Here is a 21,266-nt window from a genome sequence, read left to right on the forward strand (position 1 = left end):
ATAGGATAAATATCCTTTTTCATGTATTTTAGAACCACAAAGCCAGGTCCCTCCGACTTGGCTTTTATTTTTTCTATTCAAAGGTTTCTACAAACTCTTAGTTGTAACCCAGCTAGCCTATAAATCAAAATATCACACCCTTACCTAATCCACTTATTCAATAGCTAAACACCTGATTTCTAATTACCAAGACAATAAAATCTATATTTGTTTTTTCCTTTAGGAAATTCTATTCCACTTTCACTACAATATTATTCCCTTTCATTACAACGCATAAAAATTAGACAAAATGAAGGCTCTATTTTTGCTTCGAATTAAAAAGCCTACAGTAGTAAAATAATCATAAAAATTAAAAACCAATCAAAAAGCGAACAATCTAGAATAGAATCATTAGTTCCATGGAGCTAATGATTCTATTAAAAAAATAATTTTTTGCCATTCTTTATAGGATGGAAAATTTTTAATCAATCATACATTTTAGTAACAAAAATTTTAAAACAAAATCTTAAATAAACATCAAAAAAAATAATGAAAACACAAAATTTTATTCGACTATTACACTATTTCTTTCTTAGCTTAATTCTTTTGAATTGTAGTGAAGATGAAGAAAATTATCAAATTGATTCATCTAAAATATCAATTGCAAATCCTGCATACACCATCGAACCAGGAATGAGTTCTACTACTATTCATTTAAAATTAGATACCAAAGCAACAATAGATGGAATTATTTCAGTAGAATTATCTGGGAGTGCTTTGTATAATACTGATTATACAACAATCCCACAAGCTGTAAATAATGAAATTAACATTAAACTTCTGCCCAAAACAAAGGATACTAGTTTTGTAGTTTATCGCAGCAATCAAAATTTACCTACTGATAAAAAGATAAATCTAAAATTAAAAAATCCAACCACAGGATTTTCATTAGGAAACAATATTGTATCCGAAGTAAAACTAACTGCCCAAATGCCTACAGGTAACAAACTAAATTTTGACAACTCTGCCGGCAGTGTTTCTGAAGGTACTTTAGCAGGAATGGTAGTTGGATTAAATACAACAAATACAGTATCTAATGGAAGTCATGCTAGAGTTAAACTTATAATTCCGGAAGGGATTGTGTATGGTACTCATTTTAAAACTGAACCTGCAACCGTTTTAAACGAAGTAACTCTAGAATTCAATCAAAATGCCCAAAGCACAAGCTTTAAAATCATACCAATAAATGACAATTTAGTTTTAGGCGATTATTCGATAGGGTTTGAAATAATTGAAGTTACAGGCGGTTTAGAAATTGGAGCAAACAAAGTATTTACAGCAACCATTCTTGAGAATGATAATGCTACAGGAGTTATAAATACCATTGCCCAACTAAGATCTAAGTTTAATGAAAATCAAAATAATTGGTACTTACCTGAAAATTACTTAATTGAAGGAGTTGTAACATCAAATGGAAATACAGCTGATAATAACTCGGTATACATTCAAGATGCAACAGCTGGTATTTTAATACGGTTTACCACTTCAAACATATTTAATTTAGGAGATAGAATAAGACTAAATCTTGGAAGCGCAACAGGAACTTCCATTAACGGTCAAAAGGCTATAAATCAAGTAAATTTAAATGGTTTCGCTAAATATTCTGAAAACGTATTTGTAGAAGCCGAAACCATAACAATGGCTCAATTTCGCTCAGGAAATTATGAAGGTAAAAAAGTTAAAATTGAAAATGTATATTTTCTAAATGCAGATAACAAAGAAACTTTTTATGGGCAAAAAATAATAAGACATGATGCTTATATGGCCGCTGTAATAACTTATGGCACAGCTTCATTTAGTCATTTCGTGATTCCTCAAGGAACATTATCTATTACGGGAATTGCTGGAGACTGGGGAGCCCTTCTTCCTCAAAAATACAGTCACGATATCAACTACTAGCATAATAAAAATTATAAAAAAAACAAAAAGTTAATTATTAAGATTTTGTTTATAATTTGCCATATTATTATTTAAGTCTGAAAACACCCCAAAAGTTAGTGTTTTCAGACTTATAAATTTCACTAATAGGTTTGTTACTAAATAATTCACTTTCATTACATAAACATGATTTTTTTCAATTTTTAAAATTAATTTTGATAATCTAACTTAATCAAAAAATCTAAATATTACTTCTTCAATGGCTACAATATGAAAATAGGCTTTCTTAATTTACCATTTAAAGGCTGTCTTACATTACTCTTTTTATTGTTACTATCAAAAAGCATCTATGCTCAGACAGCAAAACATTCCGATTACCTAGAAGAACTAAGTGTATTGATTAGGGAAACAACAAATGATCCAGAAAAGGGTTTAAAAATTTCTGATTCACTCATCACTATTGCCAAAAAAACAAATAACATAAATAAATATGCAATTTCATTGCTTGCAAAAGGAGCAGCCCTCTCTTTCATAGGCAAAAATAGTGAAGCCCTCGAAATTGAACTAAAGGCATATGCTATTTTCGATTCTATAAATGATACTACGGGGAAATCTATAAGCTTACTAAATATATCTTATGTGCAGATGCATCTTAAAAAATATAGAAAAGCACAAGATTATTTACTTCAGGCTTTAGACTTTGCCGAGAAAGATAATAGCAGACTCTTAACAAACATTTATGCCAATTTAGCAAGCGCTTCTGTAGAATTAGAACAATACAATGAAGGGATAAAGTATTATAAAATGGCATTATCTCATTTCAAGAAAATTGAAAATTTTTATGGGGTCTCTATTACCTATCATGGTATATCCATTGCCTACCGAAATTTGCATGATAATACTCTAGGTGAAAAATATGGATTATTAGCATTAAATTATCAAAAGAAAACCAATTCCGATTATGCTCTCTCAATGATTGCTTTAAATTTAGGTGATATTTACCTGGAAGAAGGCAAATTAGATACTGCAAAAAAATATTTAGACATTGGTGGCGAAGCATCAGAAAAGATTAATTACCCGCATCACAAAGAAAACTATTATGAAAATATGGCCAGATGGCATAAACTTAATAATGATTACAAAAGTGCACTTGAATACTACGAAAAATATTCAATAGTCAAAGACTCTATATATTCTTTGGAAAATGAAAAAATTAGCAGCGAAATAGAAGAACAATTTCAAAATGAATTAAAAACAAATGAGATCAAATTATTAAAAACCCAAAAAGAATTGGCCACTGCCGAAATTGAAAAAAACAGATTTTGGGCATTGATTTTAATATTAGTAACTATTCTATGTATAGCTGCCATTGTTGTATTATATCAAAATTATATAGGAAATAAAAAATCCAACGAGTTGCTAAAGTTAGAAAAAGTACAGCTGTCCGAAAGAAACCAGCTTCTAGAGAGTGAAAACATCTTGGTTCAATTTGAAACATTAAGAACCCAAGTAAGCCCCCATTTTTTGTTTAATTCTTTAAATGCGTTAACCTCATTAATTAAGACCGATAAAGAAAAAGCATTACGGTTTACTAAAGAATTTTCTAAAATTTTCAGAAACACATTAGAATTAAAAAAGAAAAATCTCATTACTTTAAAAGAAGAGCTAGAACATGTCAATGCTTATTTATATCTACAGAAAATGAGATTTGACTCCAATTTAATCATAAATATAAATATTGATTCCAAGTTTTTAAATGATTATCTACCTCCTTTTTCCTTACAGATGGTCATTGAAAATGCCATTAAACATAATATTATCACCGTAGAATCTCCTTTACAAATAGAAATAAATGCTAAAGATTCTTTTTTGGTTGTTACCAACAATCTTCAACCTAGACAAGTTACTGAAGATTCTACCAAAACAGGTGTAAAAAATATTATATCTCGTTACAAATACATCTCGGAGTTAGAACCAACATTCGAAATTACAAACAACCTTTTTTATGTAAAACTACCATTAATAAAAGAAGAATTATGAAAGCTGTAATCATTGAAGATGAAAAATTAGCATCAGACTATTTAGAAACCTTGCTTCAAAAAGATAGTTTCAACATTAATGTTGTAAAAATCATTGATAATGTAAAAGATGCCATCCAATGGCTTTCACAAAACACCGTAGATATCATTTTCCTAGATATCCATTTAGGTGATGATACTAGCTTTTCAATTTTTGATAAACTACACATTAACACGCCTATTATTTTTACAACAGCCTATAATGAATACGCCATAAAAGCTTTTAAACTTAATAGCATTGATTATTTGCTCAAACCAATAGATGAAGACGAATTGAGAGCTTCAATTGATAAATTAAAAAATAGAATTTCAAACTCCAATTCCTTTAATGTTCAGAAAATTTTAGAGGTAATGCAGCAAAAGGAAGATTACCAAGAACGGTTCATGGTAGTTAGTGGACAAAAAATAAAAAGTATTCTTATTGATCAGGTAGCGTATTTTCTATCTGAAGGGCGCTATGTTAAATTGGTAACCAAAAACAATGAAAAATATCTTTTAGACCAATCATTGGAAAATCTAGAAAACAGGCTAAACCCCAGTTATTTTTATCGTGTAAACAGACAAGCCATAGTAAGTTTTGCTAGCATTCAACAGATGATTGTTTGGTCTAAAAGTAGAGTGAAATTAGAATTAAGTCCTGTTACCGAGTTTGATGTTATTGTTAGTATTGATAAATCTGGTGAATTCAAAAAATGGCTTAACCGATAGATATTTTAAAATCTGTATTCTTCACATTTTAGCCCTTTCATAACAAAATTTCTTCCTTTCATTACATCCCAAAATATTGGGCAACTAAAGCCTACATATATTTGCTTCATAATAGAAATTCTTCTATAAAATATCATCATTAATCAAAAAACAAACATTATGAAATTTAGAATTTTAATGATTACAAGCTTAACTTTATTAATCTGTAAAATAGCTACGGCCCAAGAAGTAAAATGGGGTATTAAAGCGGGAGTGAACATGTCCACTTTAAAAACCGATTTAAATGAGGAAAAGTATTTATTTGGATACCATGTTGGAGGTCTTGCAGAAATCAAATTCAGTGAAAAGTTTTTACTGCAACCAGAATTGCTCTACTCTTTGCTAGGTGGGAAAATTGAAGACTCTTTTAGTTTTGATGATGAAGGTACAACCTTCAGTATGGACTATAAAGAAGACGTAAAACTAGCTTATCTACAACTACCAATAATGCTTAAATATCATGTTGCAAAAAACTTGAATATGGAAGTTGGTCCACAAATTGGTTATTTATTAAGTGCAAAAAGTGATTACGAGGTTAAAATGAAGTTTGACGATGAAGACATGACCGACTCCGGCTCTGAAAAAATCAAAGACCAAGTAAAATCTTTAAATTTTGGTTTAAACTTTGGTTTGGGATATGAATTTAACAACAAAATGTTCATTCAAGGTAGATATCATTTAGGCCTATCGGATATAAACGATTCCGAAACAAGTTTAGATGAAGAGTCTATAGATAGGGGAAGCATTAAAAATAACAGTTTTCAAGTATCTGTTGGATTTAAATTTTAGGAATTTAATTTTAGTTTTAGTTAAAATGGAGTTTCAATATATAGAAACTCCATTTATTAAAAAACCAATCAATTATGAATTTAAAAAAATATTAAATATCCAAAGAGTTATCATTTAAAACAGCAACGGAAAACAATAAGGCCTTCCTGCTTTTTTATACATTGATTATTCTTAAACATAATAACTAAGTTGAATTTTACTAATAAAATAACTCCGAACATTTACTGCATTTATAAAAAATCTATTGTTAAAGTACTTAAATAATTATCATATATATTCTTTAAAACACTTTAATTACTCTTTGGCTCATGATAGTTAAGATTATTTAAGATTTCAAAAGCAAATATTTGTAGGTTTTTTAGGATAATTAAAATCCATTCATAAAGGTTATAACAGTAAATCCCTAAAATTAAACTTATAAGCTATCCAAATGTTTAGTCCAAAATTTGCATTTGATGAGTTCAGAAAACGGTTTGACTACTTAGTCATTTTATTCGTAGAATTAAAACTATGTAATCTTACTTTAAAACGAGTTATATTGATTATCTGTTTAAATTCCAATATAATGATTAAACAACTTATAGTGGTTCTTCATAAGTCCATATAAATCAAATTCATAATTTATTTTATTAACGTATGTTCTAAGTAAAAAAAATAATGGTGATAACAAAAAAATTATCTCAAAGTACAACTGACTAAGTAAACTAAGATTGATTATGAAATAGGATACTTACGATAAATAATCAAACTGAAACTAAAAATTAAACAACGCATTGGAAAGATTACTTTTTTTTATAAAATGATAGTCTCATGCAAATAAGCATTCTTTATATAAATCCTTTTTAAATGTATTAGTTTGAATCACTTACTTATATGCGAAGAGGTAAAATTACCCATAAAAAAGTAAATAATTGATCTACTACAGGAAAAACACTTCTTATAAATTAAAAATCACAAAAATTAAAAAAACATCCATGCAAAGAACACAACTAAAACTATTTTAAAGATTATTTAGTTTGTAAAAGTAATTTAGAGTTAAGATACAACTCCCTTCTCGCTCCTCCCTTATTAAAAAGAGAGCGCATTCTTTCCTTTTGGCCAATTGTAAACATACACATTGATTTATCGTTAACTCTATCCATAAAATTCATAAACATATCATTACTACCACAAGAATTTTGAGGATGTATAGGATCTCCAAGATACTGTGATTTCTGGTTAGGTGTATCCTCAACTAAGTCTCCAACTTCACAATTCCCATCTTTACCATAAATGTGTAATAAATTCAACCAATGCCCTATTTCATGAGTAGCTGTTCTTCCTTTATCAAAGTTGGCTATTAATGGGGGCAAAACTCCAAACACCCTAGGGTCAATCACTACCCCATCAATTCTTGGATCGTCTCCTGGAAACTGTGCATAACCTCCTAATCCAAGATTTCCATTATGATCGCTTAAATCAGCTATCCAAATATTTAAATATTTATTACAGGGCCAAGAATCTTGTCCTCCTTTATCAGAAAAATATAATTTTAGGTCTGTAATTGGAGTGCTAACATTGCTAGGTGTCTTTCCATCCCATCCTGTTACCTCACCGGTTGTCCTAATTATACCAGTCGTAGAATTCCCTTCTGGATCCTTTTTTGCTAAGTAAAACTCAATCCCCACATCTGCGGATAAACCAATAAATTCTAATGGAGTGTTAATAATATCTAAGTTTAACTTTCTAAAATCCTTATTTAGCACTTCTATTTGAGATTTGATTTTTTCATCACTAATTTCAAACGGCTTAGGAGCATAGTTGACAACATGAACAACTACAGGTATAGATATTATTTCATCTTCTGGAATTATAGAAGGTAATTTACCATTAGAGGTATTTTCCACTTCTGAGCATGAATTAAATAAAACAATGCAAAAAACCAATAATGTTTTTCTCATTTTCAAATTATCATAATTTATTAAATATTAAAGACTCTTTAACTTAATATTGATTCACAATATGTAACAAGGTTTACATGTACTATATTCAATTTATCTATACAATTTATCAATTGTCATTAATAACTTTTCCCGAACCAGAAATATTAGTGCTTATTAAGGGAGCTCCCCTATAATATAAACTTCCACTCCCTTCAATTTTAACGAAAAGTTGGGATTTACATGTTACTTCAATATCACCTGCTCCTATGGTTTTTGTGGAAACCTTACTTCCTTCCATTTCATACGCAAAAATATTACCCGAACCTTCATTTCTAATATCCAAAAATTCACAGCTTCCTTCCAAAAAAACCGAAGCGGAACCACTGTTTATGACCTTAAAAACTTCTACCTCATAGTTATTGAACAGATGAATATCTCCCGCTCCAAAATTCTCAACTTGACTTAAGTTTTTTACTGTTATATAAGCTTTCAAATGGGTATTATTGTAGTTTCCATCTAGAAGATGTAACTTTAATTTTCCATTTGAAACTTTAGTCTTTACTCTGTGCATAATATTGTCGTCCGCAATAATTTCGACAGATTGTTCATTCCCCTTTGTAATGTATACTTCAAACATTCCTTCACTAGACACTTTACTAAAGTTTGCTACCTGTCGAATTTCTGATATTGTATCACCTGAACCCACAAATGTATCACTAGAACATCCTAAGAAAGACAATACAAATATTGATATAATTCCTATATTTTTCATTTTATAAATTTAAATTATTTAAACAAACTACCTGTTGGCAACAAATCTTTCCTTCATTTCATGGGCTCCCTTTAACAAGCCGCCAATATCCTCTCTTACTAATTTACCATCTTTCTTTAAAATATTACCAGCAACCATAACAGTATCGACGTCGTGGTCCTTAGCATATAAAACTAGCATTGAGACGTGGTTTTCAAAAGGTAAAGTCGATATTGTATTTGGACTAATTATAATTATATCTGCCTGCTTTCCAACCTCTAACGATCCAATTTTATCGTCTAAACCTAAAACCTTAGCACCTCCTATTGTGGCCATTTTTAAAACCTCCATATCCTTTACAGCAAGTGTTTCTGGCATTTGTGATTTTTGATATAAAAATTCATTTTGAATGGCTCTTTCGGTTTGCAGGGCTGCTTTCATCTGATCAAACATACTACCTGAGGTGGCACATACCACATCAACCCCCAAACCTACAGGAATACCAAATTTTAAAGCTTTTCCAGTAACGGGGAGTCCTAATCCCATCTGTAATTCAACTTCTGGAGTCACTGAAATACTAGAGCCATGGTCTGCCAGCAATTTAAAATCATTTTTACTAATGGTGTTGGCATGCGCAAAATTGAGGTCATTACCCAATAAGTTCTCAGCATATAATTTTTTTATACCGTTGTATTTTGGACCAAAGGTTCCACCTCCAATATGCATTGAAATCTGTAAATCTAATTCTCTGCCTAATAAAATGTCATGTTTTGTTGCTTCCATGGAAGAGTATTCAGGACCTCTAATGGCTAGAGCCATTGTCACTAAATTATTAGAAGAATTGAAATGATTTTTTCTTAGGTCTTTTGCTTTTAAAGGATGCCTTAATTGACTTTCATAAAACCATTCCCACACGGATGTGCCAGGTGTTCCATATCCAAACTTCGCTCTTATCTTAGAATCTTTTAATCCTTTGATGGCGGCCTCTGTATGTTCTGGCGTATTCATGATGTGTGACCAATCAAAGACAGTTGTAATTCCAGAATTTATAGCTTCAATGGCACCTAGTAAATTGGCTATGTAGACATCTTCAGCAGAAAGGGTAGGTGCAATTTCTCCTAACATATTATTTAGGTATTCCATTAACGTCCAATTGGATGCCATTCCTTTAAAAGGGGATTCCCAAAGGTGCCTATGAGTATCTACAAATCCAGGTAAAACAATCTTCCTATGTGCATCTATAATATTACATTCCACTGAAGGAACTATGCATTTATTTATTTCTAATATTCTATCATTTTTGATTAGAATATCAAATTCACCTTGTACTAATTGGTCATTATTAAAAGAGACCATGGTACCTCCTTTAATTAAAATATACTTACTTTTCATAATGTCGATTTAAATTAAGAGCTTATAAACAATGATTCCTTTTTAGTTAAAACAATACCCCAAAGTCAGTATTACACTTCTGTTTTTAAAAGTGTCATCTTTAAATTCATCAGTATTTACAACATTTGATAAGCCATGTAAATAGCCTAATTGAATCATGCCCTTATCAAAAATATGTAAACCTATTATAGCGTTAAGGCTTAAGTCAAACTGATTAAAACCAAGTCCACCATCTTCGACTTTCTTGAATGGTTTATAATATAAGGTTTCCGTATTGCCTTCTATGGCTTGGGATATCTCTGCTTTCCCAGAAATTCCATAACCTAAAGAAGGACCTGCACCTATATACCACTTGTTTAAATTAAAAACAAAAAGGATGGGCATTTCAATATACTCGAGTTTGATTTCGGCCTTTTGAGTACCACTTGCCCCTTCGATAGAAAGGTCCAGATCCATTTTAGTCCCTTTTTGTTGATAATTTAAAGAAGGACGCAAGTAAAAATTATTCTTTAATGGTATTTCGGCAAATACGCCAATACCATAACCCAATTTCCATTCCTTTTCGGGTGATTCGTCTCCTTCTGTTTTAAAAGAAGATTTGTTTAATATACCACGTGTCTGCACGCCATATTTAATTTGAGCTTGTATTGACATAGCTGATAAAATAATTGTTGTTAAAATGATTGTTTTTTTAAGAATTGTTTTCATGTTCGTTTTTGATTTTTAATGATTGTTTATATTTATGTTTATTGTTCACTTAATATTAATTGATTATGTTGTTCTTGTTTGAAAGCTAACTCGTCTTCAGTTTTGCCTATGTTTGCTAGAATATCAATAGATGGGAGAAAATGTTGTTCAACTTTTATTAAAGATAATTTAGTACTTGTTCCATTAAATAAGTTAATTATTTTGTCATATATTCGATATTCGTTAGGGTCTAATAAAGCATGATAATCTTAAATAACTTTAATAATAATAGACCTCAGTTTATTCTGTTCAACGTTTACTTCTTAAAGTTTGAATGTCTCCCAATCTTTATGTTTAAAAGCATATTCTATCCTTAACTCCTTTGGATTTACAGGGTCTTCATATTTTTCTTGAATATGATTTTCTAATAGGGGAATTTTATCATACAATTGTTTTTTTATTGATATCCAATTCCTTATGGTTTCCTAGGAAATTTTTTAGGAGAGCTATCATTATATTACAAGTTTCCATAGCTTCTGTTAATAGAATGGTTGAGGTTAAAACTAAAAGTGTAATTTTTGTTTTCATAATGTTTATTTAATGAAACAAATTTCCACCATTTGTTTGTGGGTACACTTGATCTAAATCAAGAACCTGCATAAATAATACAAAAGGGAAGTTGTTATAAACAGTACTATAAATAGCATATGGAGTATTAGATTAAATCTAACACTCCATTTGTTATTGTTTATCTACTAGGAAAGTAAAAATGTCTATTGAGATAATTCAATATACTTTTTGGTTAGCCATGCTTCGGCCTGTGATATGGTTTCACAAAGTATAGTGGTCACTATATTATTGCTTTTTTTTTGTAATTCTATGGACGACATTTTAGAAAAAAGATCTGGTGATATAATACTTATGTTGTATCGAAGTCCAAACTCATAGTTTAAAGGGAAAAAGTAATTACTTATCCAATCCACTAACCCAGCCCAAGCTCCTTCCATTTCTTTGGTGTCATGAACATGAAATTTACATTTCGCTTTTAATCCTTCTCTTTTCTGCCAATCATACATTTTCATAGATGCTGCCATTACTTCGCTTTCCGTACAAGGACCAGTCCATTTCATGAGCAAATAATTTTTTTTTGGTTCATAGCTTAATTTGCCATAAATATCTCCGTTACTATTCCTTATTATATTGATGACTATCATAATGAAAATATCTACCTAAAATAATTAATTTTTAATTACCTCTGGCAAAATAAAATTGACCTGATGTTTTGGTGCATATTTAAATACTTTGGATAAATCAAGTTTAGAAAAGTCTGGCACTTCATTCAAGTTTGGAAAATCATCAGCACCCTTTAATGTGTGGCCAATATCCCTAAAAAAATCCAACAAATTACCAGGAGTTAAAATAACTATCATCTTTCCTGGAGAAATACCTACATTTTTAAATGTGTGTACCGCATTTGAAGGTACATGTACAACACTGCCCGGAAGTGCTTTAAATGGATTTTCTAAATCATTTAATATAAATTCGAATTCCCCTTCAAGAATATAGAAAACTTCTTCATCGGGGTGGGTATGTGGTGGAGGTCCTCCCAATGGCGGAACGCTTTCTTGAAAGATGGCATACTGATTATTTGATTCGTTACTAATGGCCAAAACCATTATGATATCAGTTAAAACTAATAACTGTTCGTTTTTTGATTGTGTTTTCATGATTATTATTCTTTAATTAATATATAAACAAAGAAAACAATGAATCATTTATATATAATTGATTCAAATCAAGAATCAATTAAATTAATAATTTGGTTCTGTATCGACTCAATGTTTCGGGAGTAATACTAAGATAGCTAGCTACATAATGTAATGGGATTCTTTTAAAGAGTTTAGGATGTTCCTCTATCAAATTTTTAAAACGTTCTTCAGGGCTAATTTGAAGTAAGTCGGCTTCTCTTTTTTCGGATCTGATTAGTTGCTCCTGAATGATAACATTGGACATGTTTTTAAACGTATCATATTTTTCTATTAACAACACAATATCTTCCTTATTTAAAGTTAACAAGCTACATTTTTCAATAGCCACAATATTTATTATGGAAGGTAAATTGGACATAAAACTGGCAATAGACCCTATTAAGGAGTTTTCAAAAAAGAAATCATTGCAGATCTCCTTATTTGGAGAATCATAATATAAACGCATAGAACCCGAAGTTATAAAAGCCAAGGTATCACATACTTCACCAGATCTTAAAAAAAAATTATTCTTTTCAATCGTACACTCTGTCATCACGCCTTTCAGCGCATTTAGCTCTTTTTCAGAGGCCTTAAACGTACGCTCGATATTAAATAAAAGCTGGTCCATAATCTTTTATATTTATTAAACAATGGAAAGATGTAAATTTAAACCATTATAAAACAACTAAATCATTTGAAATTTAGTTTTTTATATACTCAGTAATAATTGGATTCTAGTTAAGAAAATTAATTATAAGGAATCCAATGGTTTTCAAAAAAAAAACATTTGGGATTAAAATATCTTAATTAAGTTTATTCCAAGCCTGTAGCCATTAATTAAAATTAAAAACCCATTCTCTAAAACACTAAAATTAGAAAAAATAAAACATATTATTACTGAAATTTAACTTTACATAATTCAAAATAAAAGCTGAATAAATTCTATTAATCAGCTTTTATACGCCCTAATTGTTCAGAAATAGAATATATATAAACATGTTCCCTTCCATTAGAACAAATCCTCACTACTTTGATTGGTTTCCAATTTCCAATAATTGAATTTGGTGCTGATTCAGAATCATCTTAATTTTAAAAAAGTATTTTTGAATAAACAACCTCCCTTTACAATTAATATACTAATGGATTAAATCATAAGTATATGAAATAATACTCCTTTATTTTACTTTATTTTTTGTGAAAGAACCGGCTTGCAAACTTCGCTCTTTTAAAATCCTATTCAAACTTCTTATACTAATCCCTAAATAGCTTGCAATATCAGTTTTTGAAATAATTTCCATAAAACCTAAAGTGGATTGTTCTAATCTATTAAGATTAGATTTAATAGAATGTAATTGATTATGAGAATGTCTTACTGCCTTGTATTGAATTTTTTTAGCAAATGACCTCATTATCAATGTGTTAAATTTTTTGTCATTTTCTAAAAGATATTGAAAGTTGGTTTTAGATACTTTGTAAACGGTCATTTCAGAAATAGCTTGAATTGTACAAAAACTATTAGTGTTATTTATTATTTCAACTTCCCCAAATAATTCTCCTTCGCCAAAAAATTCTTGGATAAAATCATTTCCACCTTCGTCCGTTAAAAAACATTTTGCAATACCTTTTTTAATTATATACCCAAAAGCACTATTCCTATTCTGTTCAATTATCTTTTGTCCTTTTTCAATTTCCTCTTTCAAAAAAAAATGAGCCGAATTTGCAGCCAATCCAATATATTCTAATAATTCAATATTTGTTCTAATCATATTTAGACTGGGACAAATGTCCTTTTTAGCTCAAAGATATTAATTTTTATTTGTGTTGTAAATTAATCCATATGGAACTAAATAGATTAGAAAAACAGATTGAGTTTATTAAGGAAATTGATAAACTAAAATATATTGAAAGAAAAACTAAATTGTTTAATAGCGACAGAAGAGAAAATGATGCAGAACATAGCTGGCATTTATCAATAATGGCCATTATTTTAGAAGAACATTCTAACGAGAATATTGATATTTTAAAGGTATTAAAAATGCTGCTCATTCACGATATCGTTGAAATAGATGCTGGTGATACTTTTTTATTTGACACCACAAAGAATCATGTTAATACAATTGAAGAGTTTGTTGCCGCAAAACGTGTTTTTGGAATTTTACCTAAGAACCAAGCGGAAAATTTAATTGTGATTTGGAAAGAATTTGAAGAAGGAAAAACAAATGAGGCCAAATTTGCAAAAGCCATGGACAGATTTCAGCCAGTTCTTCAGAATCAATCAAACAATGGTGGATCTTGGTTTGAGTTTAATATAAATTTTGAGAATATTATTAAAAAAACCAAAACAATTAAATTAGGCTCTAACACTATTTGGTTGTATGTAGAAAAAACAATTAAAGCACTTTATAACGAATAAATTATAAATGAAAAATAAATCACTATATACTTTGGACTTTGGTCTTTTATGTCTTAGTTCCATATTGTTCTCATCTAGTTATAATATGCTAATTCCTGAACTGCCTTCTTATTTAGAAAGCCTAGGCGGAAAACAATATATAGGATTAATTATTTCTTTATTTACTCTTACATCTAGTATTTCAAGACCATTCAGTGGCAAGTTAACAGATACAATTGGAAGAAAGCCTGTAATGTTAATTGGAATAGCTGTGTGTATTGTATGTGGTTTTCTTTATCCAATATTAACTTCAGTATATGGATTTTTGCTCTTAAGACTTTTACACGGTTTTTCAACAGGTTTTAGTCCAACAGCTTTTGCTGCTTTTCTTACAGATATCATTCCTTCTAACCGTTGGGGTGAGGCATTAGGAATACAAAGCCTTTTCTTTAGTTCAGGTTTAGCATTAGGACCTGCTTTGGGAAGTCTTATTAAACAGCATCATACGTACAATTTTTTGTTTTATAGTACCTCATTTATTTCATTATTATCCGTATTATGTATTATAAATTTAAAAGAACCCTTAGTAGATAAAAATAACTTTAAAATTTCGCTTTTAAGAATTAATTTGAAGGACATAATTGATGTTAAAGTAATTTATCCTGCAATAATTACATTTATTTCCTATTTGTCATTTGGAATTGTGTTAACACTCATTCCGTTATTTTCACTCTCTTTAGGGATAATGAATAAAAGCCTGTTTTTTATTGTTTTTACCTTAGCGTCATTGCTAGTTCGGTTTGTTGCAGGAAAACTTTCAGATAAATTTAGTCGTCATTTAATAATTATTCTGGGATTAATTTTCCTTTCTACATCCTTCCTTGTAATAGGTTTTTATCATACCAAAAGTGGTTTAGTAGTTGCTGCTTGTATTTATGGCATTGCTATTGGCATGTTGGCTCCAACTTTAAATGCTTGGACAGTCGATTTATGCAATCCTAAAGAAAAGGGCAAGGCCATAGCCACTATGTTCATTGCCTTAGAAATTGGAATAGGAATTGGCGCTATTGGCTCGGGGTGGTATTTCCAGAAGGGGATAACAGAGATTTCTATTATATTTTATACTTATGCTATTATAGTATTTTCTTCTTTAGTTTATATGCTCTTTACCTATATCAAGGATTCTCGATAAATGTTTGTTAGGATTTAATATTTAATTAGCTGTAAATTTTGATTATCAAATTCAGCAACTACTCCCGCAAAGAAAACGTATAAGGATTATTACAATTACCACAAAGCCAACAATTAAAATTTATGACCTTTTTACAATGGAGAATTTTCCATTAATTTTTCAATTCCCATTTCCATATTACCCCATCATTTGGGTCATTGATTTTTTGGGTTTTTGTAAAGCCACATTTTAGTAAAACCTTTGTCGAAGGATTTTCAAATCCAAGCGTATGAGCAATAATTAATTTTACCCTGCTATCATTGAATGCATTCTGTATTAATCCCTTGGTCATTTCTGTAGCAATTCCACGATTTCGGTAATCTGGAGTAATTTCATATCCAATTTCTACTGTCCCTTCTATTGTCGGTTTACCCTTATATCCTCCACTTCCTATTAATTTATTGTCTTGCTTATAAATAGGAAAATATGTCCACCAATTTTTTTCTTCTTCACTTTCAATAAGTCTATCAAGTGAATACTGCAAAGCACTAATGCCAAATTCAGTCCAATTGTTTTGAACTATCACGTTTAACTTTGCTGCAATAGCTTCATTCCCCTGAATAGCAGATTTCAATATTTCAGTGTCACAGGGAATGAGTTTTAAATTCTGAGTTTCTATCATTCAATTTTAATATTTGATATTGTTTATACTTTATATATTACGATTAACATTTATGTATATGACCTATGTTTTGGTACAAACACCAATAAATTTAGCTAATAATTATTTGCTTTTATTAAGTCCAATAATAACAAAAAATGTTCCAAATAATTCGTATTGTGTTATTTCTTCTCCTAAAACCAAAAATGATAATAAATATCCAAAAACTGGGGCTAAAAACAACCATTTACTAGCTTTTACCGTGTCCCTTTTAAGCAAATTAAGCCAAAGCAAGGTCGTGAAAACTGAAATAACAATTGTTAACCAAAACAGAGAAAAATAAAAATTATAATCTAAATGAATAGTTTTTTTATTAAACAAATAAGCGGCTGGTAGTAAAAGGATGCCGCCGATAAGAGTTTGCCAACCATTTATTAATCTATTTGATAACTTTAAATCAATTTTTTTATAATAGACACTGCCAATAGAGTATGAAGACATTCCAATTATTAACAGAACAAGTCCAATTAAACTAGATTTAGAATCTTGCAAAACGGGAATAGATGCAATTAAAAGACCACTAAAACATATAATAAAACCTACGATCTCATTTTTAGAAACTTTCCTATTCAAAAAAATAACTGAAAACAATATTATTAATATTGGATTAATTGAAATGAAAAGATTCATCAATCCGGCTGATACATATTCAATTGCTGCAAATAAACAACCTAGATATAAAGTTATATTTAATAAACCAAAAATCGCTACTTTTAACCATTCTGATTTAGTTGGAAATTTTTCATTGAGAAAAATATGTAAAACCACAACCATTAAAAAACCCGCTATTAAAAACCTAATAACAGCTAATGTTAAAGGCGATGATGAGTTTATTCCAATTTTCATTGCTATTGCAGCAGAAGCCCATAAAAGTGCAAAAAATATCCCTATTGTACTTTCCTTTTGGTGTATTCTTAATATTTGCATTTAGATTATCCCATTATTTTTGAATTGTGTATGAAGTAGTATTTAAAAAGGTAAAAATATTGAATTCATTTATTTATATTCTAAAAACACCAAAAGTTTGACAATGGACAATCTTTTGGTTTATAACCTACTAACTCTATCACTTATGCCCTTTTGGATTTCAGGAATAATACATCTTTCATAAATTCCTTCTATTTGTTTTATATGCCTAATATTATGATTTACCAAAAACTGAAAAGTATCTCCCAGTTTTAACCTGATCAAACTTGAAATTGAAGTTTGAATTTTCACTTTATTTATACTCACATTTCTTGATTGATTTAACAATTCCAAAAGCTTAATCTGTTGATTTACAAATACATCTATAACATTCCTACCTAAATCTAGATTTAAGGGATTTTTACTTTTAAAAGCTTTCATTTTAATTAACTTTTCCTTTGGCAACATACTTTTTGAAAAAAAATCACCTAAAAACCCCTTATTAAATTCAGTTTCAGATTTAGTGTTAGATTTTTTTATATTTTTTTCAATTTGTGGTAAATAAAAGTCACCATATAAATTCAAATGTTCCAAACATTCCAACATATTCCACGAAAATTCATTATCCTTCCAAGTCAAAGTTTTCAAATCATAGGATTTTAATTTTTCCGCTTGGTTTATAATTAATCTTGTCTGTTCTAAAAGCGTTTGTATTAATTTCTCGGATTGCATAATTTTAAATTTTAGACAAAGTTCTAAAAAGCAATTATCAAAAATCTTGATTGAAGTCAAGACTTTTTTAGTCTTGATAAAGTTTCAGGACTCATCCTTAAATAATTAGCTATATGTCTATTTGGAATTTCTTGAAAAAGCTGAGGACTTCGTTTTAAAACCCTTTCATATCTTTCTTTTGGCGAATTTGTAAGAATGTCTATTTCACGTTCCATCTGTTGAATAACTAAATTTTCTAAAATTTCTGTCCATAAATTTCTATTACTGTTTATTTCTAAAAATTCGTCAAAATCTTGCCTGGTAATAACTTTTACAACCGACTTTTTAATAGCTTGAATGAATAAGTCTGAAGGTTTTCCTGTCAAAAAAGAGTCTAACGAGGCAATTAAATTCTCCCTGTAACCAAACCTAATGGTTCGTTCTTCGTATTCGTCTAAAACAAAAATCCTTAAACTTCCACTTTCAATATAATATATATTAGAATCAATACTGCCCTTCACTTTCAGAAATTCGTTTCTTTCAATGGTTATTACCTTTTTAGAAAGGCTTATGATTTCTTTCATTTTTTTCAAACAATAAGTGTTTACAATTTTTTGCGGTTAAATATATATTTATATAAAGAGCTCTTTACCTAACTAAGATAGAAAAAACTTGTAAAAAAAACGCATTTAGGATGTCAACTTAATTTCTATTAATACAAGAAAAAAAACAACAATGTACATTAGATTAATCGAGAATATTTTTGGGATTTTTTAAAGTAGCAAAAGAACTTCTGACATTGGTCTACACAAATTTTAACCGCATTGAAATACAGTAACATTTTTGAAATATACTATACGCAGACAAAATAGACAAATTCTAATTTTTTATTAAGATAGAGGGATACGGTAGGTTTCTAAAACATTTAGGATATTCATTAAATCCAATATTTTGGTTAACGAATCCATTGCATAAATCAAATTTTTGAAATATTTCCACAAGTCATATTCTTTTGAAACTTTAAAAGTGGAAAAAATTTACAAACATAATTTAATAATATAGAATGAGATAAAACTTGTAATTTTGAAGACAACTTCCTTTTTAATGGAATCCCAATCTAAAATATAGAACTTTAGTTTTGGGGAAAGTTCAGAACGTATACCGCTTACTGTTATTCTGGTAAAAGTCGGGCCTTCCTATCTTTTACATTTACCAGTTTTAGACTAAATTAGGATACTGAAGGTTTTTGAACGTGTCATAATCTTTCATTTTTAAGTTAAACATTAAAAAAAAAAGTCATTCGGTTACCTTTTTTTATGGCTTTTTAGTATTGGTAACCGAATAGGTCACTTTTTTCACCAAACCAAAGCAAATTAAATGAGACTACTTAAAATGCAAAAACCTGATAATCTTTCGATTACCAAGTTTTTTAACACTGTTTGATATACTAAAAAGTCGGGGTGGCAGGAAGCCTCTTCCCCTACACTATGCGCTATGTATCAATAATTTACAATCTTACAAAACAATCTGTTAGCCGATTTGTTGACGGGGTTATAAATGACCTCAAAATAAATCACTTTATTTACTGGTTCGATAAAGATAAATATTATTTAAAATCAATGCAAGATAAATGGCATTAGATTTCATGAAAAGCATTTGTTATTATAGGATTACAAAATTTTAGCTCAGTTCTTTGTTGGGCAACGTTTTTATTAATTCCGCCTTTTTACTTTTTTCCGCGTGAGTCATTGCGATTATAAATTCAGTCAATTTTAAAGTGTCCATATCTAATTGTCCGAGTTGTATATTCAATTCCTGAAAATCAAGAGCTTCATTTAGTTTAGCTATAGTTTTATAAAATTTTCCTTTTTTTTTAGAAGGTTTAAAATCATCTGGAACTAATAGACAAATAAAATGTTGTCCGTACACATTAACTGGATAAGCATCTTTGATGATTTCCCAATTTATAAATTCATCGTGGGTCGTTCTGTCATATATTCCGATTTCATTAATTATTACTTGTGGTCTTTTGTCAAACAAATGGAAAAGTCCAACCGGAATTGCTAAACTAAAAAAGCAAGTTCCAATCCAGCCCATTATCCGGTCAGTTTCAGTTCCGCCATCTCTATTAATCATCCATATTCCTGCTGCAATTAATGGTGCAGCAAGTAGAAATAATTTCAGAACTTTTTTATTTGATTTATATAATTTGATTTCGGTCATTCTCTAATGTTGCCCAACGTATGGATAAACACACTGGTGTGTTTATTCCGTATATAGCACTAATATAGGAAATATTATTTCTGAAGATTTTATTGAAATGTGCTTTTTATCGGAAAGATTGTATTTATTAATCTACAATTATCCAAATTGTGGGAGTAAATGAAAACCACCATGGTTTTTTAATATATTAATTCAAGCACAATTAGTCTTCTATTCAGCTTATCATTTAAATCTATATTTTCTAACAGCATTACATCAGCTAGCATTGGATATAGAACGCCTAAACTTCTTTTTTTATCATAAAACTCTTGGTGAAAATTGCTTTTATTTTTTATTGACTCCAGCGCTTGCAGATATTTACCGATATAATTAAATCTGGGTGAGTTCATTTCTTGATTTATAATAGAGTCGTAATGAGTTTCGGATATATTTTCTCTGTAACTTCTGGAATATGTATAATCGGTTGTTCCGTTAGGATTTGTGTATTTATATCTCGATTTGATATATGGAAAAGGAATATCTACAAAAGGCAAAGAGTCTGATTCTATTTTATCAAAAGTACTATTCTTTAAAATCCAAACAGAATCTGGAAATTCATACATTTCGAGCCTCAATTTGCTCGCTTTAAATTTGTTTCTTGCTTTTTGGGATATGCTATTCCATTTTTCAGTATTGTCATCACGATGTTCGGTTAAAAACTGTCGATAGGCGTTTTCAGTATCCAAATTAGGATATTGTCTTTTTAGAAAGTCATTTTCAAAATCGGACACAAGGTAGTCTACGGTCTCGACATTTTCTGCTCCTAAAATCTTATCAAATTTGGTTCTATTTTCTTCGGTGTTTTTATCGGCACAGCCTATGATTAGCATTAAAAATGTGAATGGTATAAGAGTTTTTATTTGTCTAGACATATGTTTGCCAACGGTCTCGGCTATGAGTAGTTGCGTGGTTTAGCACTTAACTTTGCAAGTACACACCAAACTGAAAATAGAGTGAACCCAAAAGGTTAGACAAATTTATAATTAATTTTGATAATAATGAGCTCGATATTCAGTCGGGCTCATACCTTCTAAATTTAGTTTAATTCTTTCATTATTATAATACTTTATAT

Annotated in this window: 21 protein-coding genes; 6 read left to right on the forward strand and 15 right to left on the reverse strand. The window is 29.6% G+C overall.

Going from position 1 to position 21,266, the window contains the following annotated elements; genetic code table 11:
• The first annotated feature begins 528 nt into the window (after positions 1-528).
• The 4 genes from J8H85_RS09500 (at position 529) to J8H85_RS09515 (ending at position 5,531) form a co-directional block, all read left to right on the forward strand.
• Positions 529-1,938 (forward strand): DUF5689 domain-containing protein, encoded by a 1,410-nt coding sequence (locus J8H85_RS09500; RefSeq protein WP_209654961.1) that lies wholly within the window; start codon positions 529-531, stop codon positions 1,936-1,938.
• Positions 1,939-2,187: 249 nt separating this feature from the next.
• Positions 2,188-3,957, forward strand: coding sequence for a tetratricopeptide repeat-containing sensor histidine kinase (locus J8H85_RS09505; RefSeq protein ID WP_209654962.1), 1,770 nt, complete (start codon positions 2,188-2,190; stop codon positions 3,955-3,957).
• On the forward strand, positions 3,954-4,703 hold the full coding sequence (locus J8H85_RS09510) for a LytR/AlgR family response regulator transcription factor (RefSeq protein ID WP_209654963.1): 750 nt from the start codon (positions 3,954-3,956) through the stop codon (positions 4,701-4,703). The genes J8H85_RS09505 and J8H85_RS09510 overlap by 4 nt, the downstream gene beginning before the upstream one ends.
• 159 nt (positions 4,704-4,862) lie before the next feature.
• Positions 4,863-5,531 carry a porin family protein gene (locus tag J8H85_RS09515; protein ID WP_209654964.1) on the forward strand — a complete coding sequence of 223 codons (669 nt, stop codon included), beginning with the start codon at positions 4,863-4,865 and terminating at the stop codon, positions 5,529-5,531.
• 1,007 nt (positions 5,532-6,538) lie between these two features.
• Here J8H85_RS09515 and J8H85_RS09520 read toward each other — a convergent pair.
• The 8 genes from J8H85_RS09520 to J8H85_RS09555 all read right to left on the reverse strand — a co-directional run bounded on the left by J8H85_RS09520 (position 6,539) and on the right by J8H85_RS09555 (position 13,797).
• Positions 6,539-7,471 (reverse strand): zinc metalloprotease, encoded by a 933-nt coding sequence (locus J8H85_RS09520; protein ID WP_209654965.1) that lies wholly within the window; start codon positions 7,469-7,471, stop codon positions 6,539-6,541.
• 109 nt (positions 7,472-7,580) lie between these two features.
• The gene (locus tag J8H85_RS09525) at positions 7,581-8,225 is read right to left on the reverse strand and encodes a head GIN domain-containing protein (RefSeq protein WP_209654966.1); all 645 of its coding nucleotides are present in this window, start codon (positions 8,223-8,225) and stop codon (positions 7,581-7,583) included.
• 27 nt (positions 8,226-8,252) lie between these two features.
• Entirely contained in the window at positions 8,253-9,596 is a 1,344-nt protein-coding gene (locus tag J8H85_RS09530) for an amidohydrolase family protein (protein ID WP_209654967.1), read from the reverse strand.
• A gap of 42 nt (positions 9,597-9,638) precedes the next feature.
• Positions 9,639-10,304, reverse strand: coding sequence for a porin family protein (locus J8H85_RS09535; RefSeq protein WP_209654968.1), 666 nt, complete (start codon positions 10,302-10,304; stop codon positions 9,639-9,641).
• A 752-nt stretch (positions 10,305-11,056) separates the two neighbouring features.
• Positions 11,057-11,497: a hypothetical protein gene (locus tag J8H85_RS09540; RefSeq protein WP_209654969.1), complete on the reverse strand. Its 441-nt coding sequence runs from the start codon at positions 11,495-11,497 to the stop codon at positions 11,057-11,059.
• A 24-nt stretch (positions 11,498-11,521) separates the two neighbouring features.
• Positions 11,522-12,010, reverse strand: a complete 489-nt coding sequence (locus J8H85_RS09545; protein WP_209654970.1) for a cupin domain-containing protein — start codon at positions 12,008-12,010, stop codon at positions 11,522-11,524.
• A gap of 79 nt (positions 12,011-12,089) precedes the next feature.
• Entirely contained in the window at positions 12,090-12,659 is a 570-nt protein-coding gene (locus tag J8H85_RS09550; protein ID WP_209654971.1) for a Crp/Fnr family transcriptional regulator, read from the reverse strand.
• A gap of 547 nt (positions 12,660-13,206) precedes the next feature.
• Positions 13,207-13,797, reverse strand: a complete 591-nt coding sequence (locus J8H85_RS09555) for a Crp/Fnr family transcriptional regulator (protein WP_209654972.1) — start codon at positions 13,795-13,797, stop codon at positions 13,207-13,209.
• A 71-nt stretch (positions 13,798-13,868) separates the two neighbouring features.
• Here J8H85_RS09555 and J8H85_RS09560 point away from each other — a divergent pair, with 71 nt between their 5' ends.
• Both J8H85_RS09560 and J8H85_RS09565 read left to right on the forward strand, forming a co-directional pair.
• Positions 13,869-14,444 (forward strand): HD domain-containing protein, encoded by a 576-nt coding sequence (locus J8H85_RS09560; protein ID WP_209654973.1) that lies wholly within the window; start codon positions 13,869-13,871, stop codon positions 14,442-14,444.
• A gap of 7 nt (positions 14,445-14,451) precedes the next feature.
• A complete protein-coding gene (locus tag J8H85_RS09565; protein WP_209654974.1) occupies positions 14,452-15,615 on the forward strand; it encodes an MFS transporter in 1,164 nt (387 codons plus the stop codon).
• Positions 15,616-15,766: 151 nt separating this feature from the next.
• Here J8H85_RS09565 and J8H85_RS09570 read toward each other — a convergent pair whose 3' ends face one another.
• From J8H85_RS09570 to J8H85_RS19170, 7 genes are all read right to left on the reverse strand, one after another.
• Positions 15,767-16,276, reverse strand: coding sequence for a GNAT family N-acetyltransferase (locus tag J8H85_RS09570; RefSeq protein ID WP_209654975.1), 510 nt, complete (start codon positions 16,274-16,276; stop codon positions 15,767-15,769).
• Between the two features lie 102 nt (positions 16,277-16,378).
• On the reverse strand, positions 16,379-17,242 hold the full coding sequence (locus J8H85_RS09575) for a DMT family transporter (protein ID WP_209654976.1): 864 nt from the start codon (positions 17,240-17,242) through the stop codon (positions 16,379-16,381).
• Between the two features lie 120 nt (positions 17,243-17,362).
• Positions 17,363-18,013, reverse strand: coding sequence for a DinB family protein (locus J8H85_RS09580; RefSeq protein ID WP_317194994.1), 651 nt, complete (start codon positions 18,011-18,013; stop codon positions 17,363-17,365).
• Positions 18,010-18,516: a Crp/Fnr family transcriptional regulator gene (locus J8H85_RS09585; protein ID WP_209654977.1), complete on the reverse strand. Its 507-nt coding sequence runs from the start codon at positions 18,514-18,516 to the stop codon at positions 18,010-18,012. Before J8H85_RS09585 ends, J8H85_RS09580 begins: the two co-directional genes overlap by 4 nt.
• A 1,096-nt stretch (positions 18,517-19,612) precedes the next feature.
• Positions 19,613-20,155, reverse strand: a complete 543-nt coding sequence (locus J8H85_RS09590) for an STM3941 family protein (protein ID WP_209654978.1) — start codon at positions 20,153-20,155, stop codon at positions 19,613-19,615.
• 179 nt (positions 20,156-20,334) lie between these two features.
• The gene (locus tag J8H85_RS09595; RefSeq protein WP_209654979.1) at positions 20,335-21,066 is read right to left on the reverse strand and encodes a hypothetical protein; all 732 of its coding nucleotides are present in this window, start codon (positions 21,064-21,066) and stop codon (positions 20,335-20,337) included.
• A gap of 111 nt (positions 21,067-21,177) precedes the next feature.
• Entirely contained in the window at positions 21,178-21,264 is an 87-nt protein-coding gene (locus J8H85_RS19170; RefSeq protein ID WP_394368987.1) for an IS3 family transposase, read from the reverse strand.
• Positions 21,265-21,266 lie beyond the last annotated feature (2 nt).

This window comes from Mariniflexile gromovii (genome assembly GCF_017814435.1).
In the GTDB taxonomy this organism is placed as follows: domain Bacteria; phylum Bacteroidota; class Bacteroidia; order Flavobacteriales; family Flavobacteriaceae; genus Mariniflexile; species Mariniflexile gromovii.